Origin of the sequence: Neobacillus vireti, assembly GCF_036962345.1 — a bacterium.
Lineage (GTDB): Bacteria > Bacillota > Bacilli > Bacillales > Cytobacillaceae > Neobacillus > Neobacillus vireti_A.
Genome location: NZ_JBALNB010000017.1, coordinates 71926 through 84382, shown reverse-complemented (window position 1 = coordinate 84382; position 12457 = coordinate 71926). Strand labels below are relative to the sequence as shown.

Here is a 12457-nt window from a genome sequence, read left to right as displayed (position 1 = left end):
TTGAAAGGAGACAAAAAATGCGTGAGAAATTATTAAGGATCGGAACAACGTATATACCAGTAACGAATGTAGACCTTTCTTCTGATTGGTATGTAAATAAATTAGGAGCAGAGTTAGGCTACAAAGATCAAGACAAAGCTATTTTAAACTTTGCCAATCAAAGCATTTTTCTTGTGAAGTCTAATGAAAATCAAAGCGCCAATTTCTTTGATAGTTATGGTAATGAGCGCTTTTCGCTAACATTCGAAGTGAATGGATTAAATGCCTTAGAAGCCATACACAAAGACTTTAAGCAAAGTGAAATTAGAGTAGGAGAGATTGAAGACAGAGGGCACGCTGGAAGAAATTTTGTTTTTTATGATTTAGATGGTAATAAATTTGATGTATGGAGTGAGCTTAGTCCAATCTTTAAAGAAAGATATCTTATTTAAATAAGGTGATGTTAATAAATCATTGCCTGTTAATTGTAGGATAATGGAAAACTTGCGTTAGGAATTATGAAAAATGGGAAGCTGGTTTATTTTACATATTATTGTTTCATCGTAGGAGCATTACTTCAAATTTTCTTCTAACGGATATTAATTTATGAACTTCCGGTTGCGTTTCTTTCAGATCAGCTGCCATTTCAGGCGCTTTTTCTTATTTAACTATAGGGTTTGTTTATGAAGATTACGTGAATAAATGAATATTTAGTATTTGGATGAGGAGGTATTATTTATGAGTTCCATTCCTAAATTGCCCTTAACAGACGGCGAAAAATCAAAACTTAGAAAAGCGAAAGTAAAAATTAATGAAATACATACTTTTACTAGAGAACAAATAGCTCTTATGTTAGACATTTCTGTTGATAGAGCTAAAGTTTTAAAGGGGTTAGCAGATTTCCAAAGCGTCCCTTCTATTGGTTCTAAATTATCTGAAAAACTGGTTTTTGAGTTGAACCTTTTTTCATTATCTGAAATCAAGGAAAAAGATGGTGCCAAACTCTTTGATGAATTAGAACAAAAATTAGGTGTATGGACTGATAGTTGTGTTGAAGACCAAATTCGTTGTGTGATTAACTATTCAAACAATCCAGAGAGTAGTAAACAGTGGTTTGATTTTACAGAAGAGAGAAAGTCTTACCGTGACAAAGTAGGTTTTCCTAGTAATAGACCAATAAAAGCTTGGTATGAATAAAAATGGAAAGCAAAATCAGATAAAACTTGTGTAGAATTATCTCTTAACCAACGGGGGGCTAGGGTTCATCAAGGTGTTGCTGCGGCACATCTTTTTTTATTGAACAAACGAAGGTTTCGCCTTTTTATGTCCCTCCTGGACAGAAATCTAGAAGGATGAATTACGATCATCAGAATTTCGTACTCTTTAATATCCTTTAGAAAATTGAAAGATTATTTCCTCGACAATAATTTTTCTGAAAAAAACAGATAAAAGCTCTATTTAAAAGGGTTTACTGCCCTTTTAATCAATCGATTAGTTAGTAGGAGAACTTGTTGATTTTGCAGGAATTTGTATATTAATTGTTTCTATTGTTAGTTTTGAAGATACATTCCAAAAACTACAACCATAAAACGACAATTATTTTTCTTGAAAGCGGGCAAGAGTTCGTTTTATAAAAGGGTTTACCCGAATTTTAATCAAATGATTAATTAGTAGAATTGGCACTAATCAATCGATTGATTAGAAAAGCCTTAAATGCTGTCAATCCTGTGTTTTATCCTTCATAGTACGAAGGAAATTGTCGAAAAGAAGATCTAGTAAAAATGGTTGAAGCACAGGTATCAGTCCGTTTTTTTTTATCTTTAAATTTGTCTAGAGAAACTTATTACGTCGTTCTGGGTTGGTACAATACTGGAAGATATTAAATTAACGGTGTTGTTCCTCAAAGGTAACAGCCTAGAACTATTAAACAAAAAATTAGGATGGGAGCGATGTTCATGCTAGATAAGATGAAAGGCGGTTTGCTTGGATTTGCCGCTGGGGATGCAATGGGGGTAGCGACTGAGTTCATGAGCCCTGAGGAGATAAAAGAGCAGTATGGGGTGGTAACGGAAATCTTAGGCGGCGGTGTGTTTGGCTTTGAAAGCGGAGAAACGTCCGATGATACGGACATGACGATTGCGGTGGCAAAGGGTATTATTGCAAATTCTACTGACCCTATTGAAGACATCGGCAAGGAATTTTTGAAATGGAGGGCTACGAATCCAAAGGATATCGGGATTACGATTGCCACTACTTTTCGCAATTATCAGGGGGATTGGTTTAATGCGGCTGAGTTAACCCATCAACACCTTGAACAGAGTGGCGGAAACGGCACCCTCATGAGATGTTTACCAATTGCATTCGCCTATTCGGATATTAAAAAAATGGAAGAGGTGTCAATTCTTCAATCGAAAATGACTCATCATGAGGATTCAGCCTCCGAGGCATGTGTGATCTATAACCGTATTGCGAGACGACTTCTTCATGGTGAAGAGTTGAAAAGTGCAATAGCAACTGAAATCAAGAACACCCAATATGATATTGATTATAGTAAAGAACCTGATTGTCCCCCGAGCGGCTATGTGGTTCATACCCTAAAGTGGGTATTCTACTGGCTGCTCAACAAGGATAGTTTTCTTGATGTCATGATTGGTGCAGTTAACATGGGCAATGATAGTGATACCATTGCAGCCATTGCTGGCGGGCTAAAAGGGTTGGAAGTGGGCTACGGCAGGATACCTTATAAAGATTTTCTTCTAAACCACAAATATCTGGATGAGCTGGCGGAAGTCCTCTTTGAAATTAGAGACAAAGACACGTTAGAGGTAAAAGAAAACCAAGCAGACTATCTTCAGGAGGTAGTTAACGTAACTCACCAGATCTATGAATTGGCTGAGCGGGGAGGTAAGCCTGCTGCGATGATGAATAGTTTGAGGGAAAATCTATTTTTATACAGAGCTTCGCTTTTAGAAGACCAAGTTGATTTTAAAAAGAAATATGATAAATGGTGGAAAATACAAGTTCGGTTCAAGCGCTCTAGACGGCTAATGGATCTCGGCGCACCAGACGTTATTATCCAAAACGAATTATATTGGTTAAAATTAGAGGCTGAACATCTGAATCAAATACACCAAGGCGTTGAGCCCGAATATACGAGTGATGAATTCGAAGAATTAGAGAGTTTAAGACAAACTGAGCTTGCTATGGAAGATGATATGAGGCAACAGGGGTTTATTAAATAGAGGGGGGCTGGGGTTTCCCAGCCTTTGTATAAAGGGGGAAAAGGAATGACAAAATTAGAATTTATTCTGAAGCAGTTGGCTAAAACAAATAAGAAAAACTATGAGAATTATGTGGTGACAAGAATTTGGCATATTCTCGACGATTTAGATATTAAGTTTATTACACAGCAATATGTTACAAGAGACGATGGCAGGTATGCGCTAACCGACATGTACTTTCCACAGTTCCATCTTCATGTTGAAGTGGATGAATTGCACCATGAAAATGATGTGAATATCAAATCGGATAAGATTAGAGAGCAGGATATTATCCATTCTACAGGGCATGAAATACATAGAGTGAAGGTTGTTAATGGAATAGAAGAGATTCATAGACAAGTCCAATCGATTGTTGAGCATATACAAGCTTTAAGGCTTCAAATGGGGGAGGATTTTGTTCCTTGGGATATTGAAAAAGAAGTCTCTCCACAAACCTATATAGATTTGGGATATATCGACCTAAAAGATAATGTTGCGTTTCATCGCTCTTTTGAGGCATGCAATTGTTTTGGGTACAATTGGCGGGCGTTAATGAGAGGCGGAGCCAAGCACCCCATTGAAGAAGGGGTAACGATTTGGTTTCCAAAACTATATCCAAACACCGAGTGGGATAATAGCATTTCTTCGGATGGAATGATCATTCGTGAAAAACATATTGACCCTGTTCGAGCAATCGAGCACATCAACGATCATATAGATTCAGGGATTCACAAGCGAATTGTATTTGCAAGGGTAAAAGGGCCGCTGGGTGATATTATGTATCGCTTTAAAGGTGTATTTCGGTTAGATATAGCAAAGACAAGAGAAGAGGGAAATCTTCATTGGGTAAAATATTCGGATGTGGTTAAAACCTATGCTCCGTTGGGAAGGAACTAGATTCCTTGTATGGCTGGCTGCCAGGTTACTGTAGCGAAAGACTTAACTATTGGTAAAAAAAGTTTTATGAAATGTGGGTGTATGGTAAAATATTCCCATGTTTATAAATGATGGAGGGGTGCCAAATGGCTGAGATCGTTTGGGGGAGTCCTGCTAGTCTATTTTATGGATTGGGGCAACCTTTTTATTTATAATCCTAATTGTTTTATGTTTGGAGTCTCAACTGAGTATTTCATTTTTATATGATTTAGATGGGTAAGTTTAGTAATTCTTTATATACTACTTTTATACTAAATTGTATAATATATCTAAATAATTCAACTGGAGTGAACAAAAATGCCTATGATTATTGCCGAATGCCCACATTGTTCTCAAAAAAACAGAGTAGAAAGTGAAAGATTATCACTTGCAAAATGTGGTATATGCAAGCAGTCACTATCAAAAGATAATATTCAGCGGGAATTTGGAGAGAAAATAGCAACCACACAAGAAGAAATTGAAAAAGAAATGGAAGCAGCGGGTAAGAATTTTTCAGATGAAAAGTTTTGGGGGAAATTAAAGAAATTTGCAAAGAAAGCAGGTTCTTCTGTTGTCTATGCCGTATTACTTTTGTATTATACCCTGCAAAAACCAAACGTGCCAATGAAGGCAAAAGCTATTATCATTGGAGCATTAGGATATTTCATTCTACCATTTGATTTAATACCAGACGTTGCAGTTGGTGTGGGTTACACTGATGATTTAGGAGCTGTAGGTTTAGCATTATTGCAAGTTGCGATGTACATCGATGATGACATAAAACAGGAAGCCAAAGCTAAGCTTAAGGATTGGTTTGGAGATAATGTAGACACATCAGATATTGATGCAAAATTGGGATAAACAAGCATTTTTTTAGAGGAGAGGACACCCTCTCTTTTTTATTTATGAAAAGTGCTCTTATTTAGTAATACCTTACCCTAAAAAGATAAATAGGCAAGACCAGAGTACTATCTAATAGATTAGCTTTTTTAAATCAATGTAAAACTCTTAATTCGGTATATCGAAGATTAGTTAGAAATTAACTAACCAAATCAGTTGCCCCGGATTTTTGGGGAGGTATTGTAATTTATTTGAATATATAAAGAGAAAAAATCAGTATTGTGTAGTGATGCACTTAATCTATAGGGTGCTTTAGTGGAAAAAATAGCTAAAAGAGTCTAAATTATGCAAGTTTTTTACACTACTTGTATATTTCGGCTCTTTTTATATTAATAAAACATACTGCCTTAAATAGCTTTTAATATCATTGTGTTCCACAAAGGTTTTTAATCTAACTTCCGATTAATTGTGTCACTTAAATGAGTAAAAACTGTGTCATTATATTTGACGGTCACAGTATTGTGCTTTTAAAAAGAGGTACACAACTTTTGTCATTTGTAGTGCTGTTTTGAGTCCCAATCTTATTGATCTTTAGCTGCAGAATCCCTCAGCTAGGATCAAGAGGGTCCGGACTTATCAGGTGGAGGATAAGGTTAATAACCGAGCTGATAAATAGACGGAGAAATTTCGCTTAATAAGTGATTACTATTAAAAATGGCTTAAATTGACGGAGAGATTCCGCCTATTAACTCGAAAAACGTGAAAATGAGGGATTGTGCTTTGCATAACCGGAAATTCTCCCCTTCTTGACCCCGAAAAGAGCTCCATTCTGTAACTAACCGGAAAATCTCCGCTTATTATACTTTTGCTTGTAAATAAAGAAGCCCGCCGATTGTACAATGGCCAGTTTAACCTTTTTATATATTAAAAACCGATTCCAATATGATTGTCATTACGCCAAGTATTATAAGGGAAGGGCATTTTCTATAGTATCTGTACATTTTAAGTACAACAACCTAATAAGTCGTTGTGTTGTTATACACTAGTTATAAATCCCATGCAAGATATGCTCTCAGACTAGTAATAAAGTCTCGAAAATAATCTATGTAAAATATGTAAAAAGTGGGATAATTATGATGATATTTTTGAAAGGGTGAAACGATTGGATATCAATATCAATACATTAAATTCATTTTTAGGGTACGGAGACTTTCGAAATGCAGACATGCTTGTTTGGAGTAAGCATGAAGGTGCGAATAATGATTTTCTAAAACAGGAGCTTGATGCGAGAATTCGCCATTTTGGAAAAAACGAAGAATATTGGTTGGATAAAACGAACCGATTAAACGGATATTGGCATTCCTCCGCTGAAGAGGCAGGGGAAATTAAACGTTCCCTAATGGCTGATGCAGGATTACAGCAAATGGATGGGGGAGGTGTTCCATTTGTGGTGAACTATCCATCTCGAATTCTATTGGCTTTAGAGGAAGCACTCGAAAAAAAGAGTAATAGAAACATTGATCAATGGTTTAACTCATTAGGTACTGATCGTTATTCTGCGAAGATCCAGCATACCTTTGGCGAAATCTATGAATATAATCCATCATCTAACTGGAAAGCAGCCCTATCCCATTATCAGCCTCTTCCAAGAAGAAATGGCACCTGGCCGTATGCTGATTTATTCAATCACAAAGATTATGCTAATGTATTCGGTCTCGGAGAGTTGCCAGAGAATCAAGCAATAGCAGCAATCAGAGATCGACGTGAGGAAATTTTTGCTGACCTGCTAAAAAGATATCCAAAGAAGCTCATCTTTTGTACCGGTAACTATACAGGTTACCAAGATTCATTTTATAACTTCTTTAAAAGGGAATTTGACTTAACGCTTAAACCTTTTAGAATAGGAAGACAAGTTAAAGGGTTGTCTGGTGTGTTTACCTATGAAGGAAATAAAACAGTAGTAATCAACACACAAGGATTTGCATTCGGTGGCGGCTTAGCCCTAGATGAAGTCCGACTAATTACAAGACTTATTTACAGTTACTTAAAGGATTGAACCCCTATCATTGTTGATTAAATGGTTTATAGCTACTTATTGTGTTGTTCTACACTACCTTCGGTGACAGGCACCGAAAGGGAGGGGTTTTATGTTAGGCATATTAGAGGGATTCTTAGAGAAGGTAGTTAAGTTAAAAGATGTTAAGGAGGAAGCTTGTCGTAATGGTCTGTTGATAATTCTTGCGCAGGAGATTACCCATCATTATCGTTTTTTGATTCCTAATGAGCGAAATAAGCTGGAGGCTACTAGCTTTCAACAGTGGCTGGAGAGTGCACCAGTCATTAATGAAGCCAGAGAATTCAATGATGAGTTTGATTTGTACTTTGTCTTAAAGGGAGAACTTGATAAAGCCAATCCAAGCAGCGAAAGAATATTGGAGTATTTAATTGCGAACTCAATCATATTGAAAGAAGGAGAGGAAGTAAGGAACTTTTGTACCTATTACAAACCTTTCACTAAGTCAGGTTCATGTTTTGCTCGAAATCATCGGATTTTCAAACGAACTGAACTCGCTGAGCCATATAGAGTTGCATTTAATAATTATTTAACCAGCCTTATGTTACGAGAAAACATTGAGTTTAATAGAATTAGTTATGATTATAACTTTATTATGAATTTCAATTTATTGTACCCAATTGTTGGCTATCAGGAAAGAATCCAGTTAGCTATCAAAAGCCCATCTGATGCAAGGATGTTGCTCTCAACAATTAATAATTGGATCAAAAAGGATTTAGAAGGTCTTTACTTCAATGATTTATTTAAGAATAGTACAAAAGTAAAAATATGTATTCCTTTTAACAAACTAAGAGACTATGGTTTTTCTGATTTAGAACAGTTTGAAGAATATTATGGTGAAAATAGGAAGGTGTATCCTGAGAGGAATCCTTCTGGATATAAGTATGATATAAGTAAGAATCTCTCGTTAATCGTAACTAAAAATACAGCGGACCAAAATATTATTTTTTGTTGTGTCACTTTAGCATTGGGACGAAAGGATTTATTTAACCGATTATATAAGAAGGAAGTACAGTGCTCCATTCAATAAATAGAAATAAGGGAGGAGTTATTCTCCCTTTATATATTAGAAATACATAATAAGTTGTTCTACAGTACCTACGGTGACAGGCACCGTTTGTACCAAAGGAGGAGCGTTAATGTTAGAAGCATCAAGAGTTTATGGTTTTAAGAAGGATGGTGAACTGGTTACTCTTTTTGTTGATTCGGTCCGGAGAAAGGGGGAGTATTGGCTTGAGGTTAAGGGGCCAGATGGGGAGGCCCAGATTTCTGATAAGGTTTATTCCTGGGATGATGCAGTTGGTTTGCTAGAGGGGCAAGATTGGACTAGGTATGAAATGGCCAACATGGATTTTTCCTTTACTGACAGTATATTGGAAGCAAAGGGAAGGAAGAAAACCAAAGCTAAATCCAAACGCTTTAACGCTCAACAACGAGTATTGGAAATACTTAAAAGGCTCCAAAGAAATGAAACGATTGAAATGGAAAACTCTATTAAAGTGTTTGGCATTTCGCGAACCATGATACAACGTGATATTAAAGCAATAAATGAATTTTTTGCCCATAGCAATAAAGAAGTAGAATATGTTCGAGGGAAAAAGGGATATGAGTTAAGTGCAAAAGGTGATTATTTCACCATTGATGATGCTTTATTTGTTCTTATTTTTCTATATGGTTCTCGCGCTTTAAATAAAGAGGAGATGAAAGGTCTTTCAGATAAAATAATTGATCTTTTTTCTAAGTCAGAACAGATTAAATTGAGGGAGTTCTTCCAAAGTTACCTGTTTCACTATCACCCAGTACAGGAGCAAAATCTTTTCGAACTGTTCTACATGTGTTTTCAGGCGATTTCTCAGAAGCGTATTTTAAAATTTGCCTATACCAATAATGCAGGCCAAACGAATATACGTGAAGTAGTACCTTTAACGATTTCATACCATGATCGTAAATTTTACTTGATTGCTCGAAGGAGAGGGTATGAGGATGGTAATCCTTCTCTTTGGCAAATGGATAGAATTGAAGACTGTAAGATTACGAATCAAAAATTTTCATTGTCTTCATCAGATGCGAATGTTGGTGAATTTCTGCAGCAGGCATTTTTTATGCATAGTGGGGACCTGCAAAAGGTTAGGCTGAGAGTAAAGGAATCCAACCTTCCCTATTTGAAGAGGCAATTCCCTTTAGCTTCCATTGCGCCTACTACTAACAGTGAGTGGTTTGAAGTCCGCCTTGAAGTAAGAGGATTAGCCGGGATAAACTTGTGGGTCCTCCAGCAAGGGCAATATGTTGAAGTTATAGAGCCAAAGGAGCTTCGCGAAAAAGTGAAAGAGGATATTTCGCAAATGTATCAAATATACTTTGAGCCTGCAAATGTAAAATAAATGACCAAAGGTAGTGGTCGTTTCCGAGTTTAATAGTTATTGCTGTTATCATACGTTTCCCATTTTGGACAATATGAACCTTCACCCATTTCAACTCCTCGAAAGGGCCCGAATGGCTTTTGGCACGATGCAGCAGGTTCATTTGCGTAAAAATGAGAACCAGTAAAATCAATTTCCCTTTTGCCTGACCAATAGCGGCAGGAAGCACACACTTGCTGATCCCTATTCCAGCTGCCCATAAAATCATCTCCCTTTTAATTGGTAGCTTCATTGTAAAATATATGAGCAGCATAATAAGTTGCTATGATCTCAATTAAAGAAAAATTGTTAAGTAGCTAAATGGAGTCCTGGTTGCTTCTGGTATTTTACCGAGGTTGATACCTTGTTTCGTAGCTGCAGCTGAATAATTTCCATTGATAAATTCGAAGTTTACCAACAACTCAAATAAAAAGAAATGGCTCACGATACTGAGCCATTTTCTGATATTTACTTATTTTTAAGTAAGGAGTCAATATATTCCTTGGATTCTTTTAAACCAAGTCCAGTGGCCATTCTATATCTTTTTACAGCTTGAATTTTTTTACCTTCCCTAAGAAGACTTCTTAATTCTGCCTCAATGTTTTCTGAAGCTCCATCCGTTACACCAATTTGTTTTGCAATTTTATCTAACGTTACGTTTAAACGTGCAATTTCACTTTTTAATAGAATGCTATCAATTACTTTGCTAACGATTAATATTCCGCCTATAAACCAAATAACGTTTTAATCCATATTTTTTCTCCCTCTTCCTAACCGATATACTCACCCATGGGGAACGAGACTTCCACTGTTAGAGTTTCTGTTCGAACTATCTCCTCATTTTCTGAAAGGCACACTAGTTTATTTTCATTTCTAAATATCAATTTTGCGAGATACATTGATTTTCAGGCCATGGACTCATCATTGTATAAGGAATAATTAGTTTTTCAAAAGTAAACTCCGCCATGTTGTTCCCTTATAGGGTATTTAATATTAGGAATATACTTCCAATTATAAGAGAATGGTTGCAATTACTTCAATAACTTTTGATCATTCATACAATACTTTTTCAAAGGGTGCTTTCTAGCTACTGAGACCCTAGTTTACTAGCAAATAGCATGAATTAGCAGTTAAATTGCCTTGTTTGATTGCGAAGATGAATTTCAGAAAACACGTTTAGAATATGATGTGGCGGGTAGTACATAAAATGAGAAATCATAAAGGAGGAATGAACATGAACGTAGCTGAAGTAATGACTGCCAATGTTGATTGCTGTAAGCCTGAAAGTACTTTTAAAGAAGTAGCTTTAAAAATGAAGGAACTTGATGTAGGGGTCATTCCAATTTGTGATAATGAAAAATTAGTAGGAATCGTAACCGACCGAGATTTAGTCATTAACGGATTGGCCCAGGATTTATCGGCTGAATCCAAGATTTCTGCATTAGTAACCGATGATGTTGTAAAAGGGAGCAAAGAAATGTCAGTGGAAGAAGCTGCTAAAGTCATGTCGCAGCACCAAATTCGTCGCCTTCCCATTGTAGAAGAGGACAAATTGGTTGGAATCGTCTCCCTTGGTGATTTAGCTGTAAATAATCAATCGAGTGACGAAGCAGGACAAGCCCTTAAAGATATTTCGAATCCTGCCAAACCTAAGAATTCACAAGCTAATTAGAAAGTCCGGTGTTTTCCGATACTAATGCTTTTTAAAAAATGACAAAGGGGTGCAAAGAAATGCCATTATTAGAGATTAGTATAGTTCCAGTTGGTACAGATTCCACAAGTATTAGTTCACAAGTGATCGATGCAGTACAGATCATTGAGGAAAAAGATTTAAAGTATGAGGTGACACCTACGGCAACTGTTTTAGAAGGCGATATCGACGATTTGTGGGAAGTGGCCAAAGAAATGCACCAAACTGCACTCGATGTGGGTCCGGAACGAATCGTTACCACTATTACAATTGACCATCGTACAGATAAACAAATGGATATGGAGCAGCAAATTGACAAGGTTGAAGATCAATTGGATTAGATGAAGAGAACGGTACGTTTTAGATAAGGAGTTGTAATAATGAGTAAAAAAATTGCTGTTTTAGTAACGAATGATTTTGAGGATTCCGAATATGCCGAGCCTGTACAGGCCTTTAAGGAAAAGGGGCATGAGGTAATCGCAATCGAAATGGAAAAGGGAAAAACCGTGAAAGGAAAGCAGGGAAAGAGCCAAGTCGTTATTGATGAAAGCATTGATGATGTCTCCCCTGAGGAATTTGACGCTCTCTTCATTCCAGGAGGATTTTCACCGGACAATCTTCGTGCGGACGAGCGTTTTGTCACTTTCGCAAAAGCATTTATGGATGCAAAAAAACCAGTATTAGCCATTTGCCACGGACCTCAGCTGCTGATTACAGCTAAAACACTTGAAGGGCGTGATGTAACAGGCTATAAATCCATTCATGTAGATTTAGAAAATGCTGGCGCTAATTTACACGACAAGGAAGTGGTCGTTTGTCAGAACCAACTGGTCACAAGCAGACAGCCGGATGACCTGCCTGCCTTTGTGCAAGAGTCCCTGCGAATAGTAGGATAATAGGTAGGGATGGATCGGAATTAAAAGAGGTTGGCTCCGTTCCATGCATTATCCAATAATGAAAATGGAGTAGCCTATTTGATTGAAAAATGAATAAGAGTCAGACCCCCACTAAACTAAAGCTAACACCTTTAAAGCCCAGCAACATCCAGGAAAAAGTCGATAATTTAAAAAAGTATCGGCTTTTTCCAATTTAAAAGTAGATTTTTAATCTTGATACTTTCTGTTTCAGTAACAAAAACAATCATTCCGGTCCTTTCAAAACAGGCCAGATGTAAAGTGAAATTGGTGAAACTTAAAAAAAACTGGTAAGAAATAATTGGGAATTAAATCACAGAAGTATAGGGAGTTCGTGCTATAGTAGTATGTGGAATTAAATTCAAAATTAGAAAAAATCACTTTTA

General features: G+C 36.6%; 12 protein-coding genes and 1 pseudogene. 12 read left to right on the top strand and 1 reads right to left on the bottom strand.

All coding sequences use genetic code 11. The features are described from left to right. Nucleotides 1–17: 17 nt before the first annotated feature. The 9 genes and pseudogenes from V7108_RS20160 to V7108_RS20120 all read left to right on the top strand — a co-directional run bounded on the left by V7108_RS20160 (nucleotide 18) and on the right by V7108_RS20120 (nucleotide 9449). Nucleotides 18–431: a VOC family protein gene (locus V7108_RS20160; RefSeq protein ID WP_335569217.1), complete on the top strand. Its 414-nt coding sequence runs from the start codon at nucleotides 18–20 to the stop codon at nucleotides 429–431. Nucleotides 432–717: 286 nt separating this feature from the next. Beyond that, on the top strand, nucleotides 718–1176 hold the full coding sequence (locus tag V7108_RS20155; RefSeq protein ID WP_335569216.1) for a helix-hairpin-helix domain-containing protein: 459 nt from the start codon (nucleotides 718–720) through the stop codon (nucleotides 1174–1176). A 758-nt stretch (nucleotides 1177–1934) separates the two neighbouring features. Then, the gene (locus V7108_RS20150) at nucleotides 1935–3221 is read left to right on the top strand and encodes an ADP-ribosylglycohydrolase family protein (protein WP_335569215.1); all 1287 of its coding nucleotides are present in this window, start codon (nucleotides 1935–1937) and stop codon (nucleotides 3219–3221) included. 45 nt (nucleotides 3222–3266) lie between these two features. Then, nucleotides 3267–4136 carry an AbaSI family restriction endonuclease gene (locus V7108_RS20145; protein ID WP_335569214.1) on the top strand — a complete coding sequence of 290 codons (870 nt, stop codon included), beginning with the start codon at nucleotides 3267–3269 and terminating at the stop codon, nucleotides 4134–4136. 336 nt (nucleotides 4137–4472) lie between these two features. Beyond that, nucleotides 4473–4556 (top strand): annotated as a pseudogene (locus V7108_RS20140) (hypothetical protein); the annotation flags it as partial. Between the two features lie 87 nt (nucleotides 4557–4643). Next, the gene (locus V7108_RS20135; protein WP_335569299.1) at nucleotides 4644–5015 is read left to right on the top strand and encodes a YkvA family protein; all 372 of its coding nucleotides are present in this window, start codon (nucleotides 4644–4646) and stop codon (nucleotides 5013–5015) included. Between the two features lie 1141 nt (nucleotides 5016–6156). Beyond that, nucleotides 6157–7050, top strand: a complete 894-nt coding sequence (locus tag V7108_RS20130; protein WP_335569213.1) for a hypothetical protein — start codon at nucleotides 6157–6159, stop codon at nucleotides 7048–7050. Nucleotides 7051–7141: 91 nt separating this feature from the next. Beyond that, entirely contained in the window at nucleotides 7142–8098 is a 957-nt protein-coding gene (locus tag V7108_RS20125; RefSeq protein WP_335569212.1) for a hypothetical protein, read from the top strand. 109 nt (nucleotides 8099–8207) lie between these two features. Continuing rightward, nucleotides 8208–9449 carry a helix-turn-helix transcriptional regulator gene (locus V7108_RS20120; protein ID WP_335569211.1) on the top strand — a complete coding sequence of 414 codons (1242 nt, stop codon included), beginning with the start codon at nucleotides 8208–8210 and terminating at the stop codon, nucleotides 9447–9449. A 29-nt stretch (nucleotides 9450–9478) separates the two neighbouring features. Here V7108_RS20120 and V7108_RS20115 read toward each other — a convergent pair whose 3' ends face one another. After that, complete coding sequence (locus tag V7108_RS20115) at nucleotides 9479–9688, bottom strand: hypothetical protein (protein ID WP_335569210.1); 210 nt, start codon at nucleotides 9686–9688, stop codon at nucleotides 9479–9481. A gap of 1013 nt (nucleotides 9689–10701) precedes the next feature. Between V7108_RS20115 and V7108_RS20110 the strand changes: the two genes are divergently transcribed. From V7108_RS20110 to V7108_RS20100, 3 genes are read left to right on the top strand one after another with little or no spacing between them, the layout of a single operon-like run. Then, on the top strand, nucleotides 10702–11139 hold the full coding sequence (locus V7108_RS20110) for a CBS domain-containing protein (protein ID WP_335569209.1): 438 nt from the start codon (nucleotides 10702–10704) through the stop codon (nucleotides 11137–11139). Between the two features lie 59 nt (nucleotides 11140–11198). Then, nucleotides 11199–11498: an MTH1187 family thiamine-binding protein gene (locus V7108_RS20105; protein ID WP_335569208.1), complete on the top strand. Its 300-nt coding sequence runs from the start codon at nucleotides 11199–11201 to the stop codon at nucleotides 11496–11498. 39 nt (nucleotides 11499–11537) lie between these two features. Further along, a complete protein-coding gene (locus tag V7108_RS20100) occupies nucleotides 11538–12053 on the top strand; it encodes a type 1 glutamine amidotransferase domain-containing protein (protein ID WP_335569207.1) in 516 nt (171 codons plus the stop codon). Nucleotides 12054–12457: the final 404 nt, after the last annotated feature.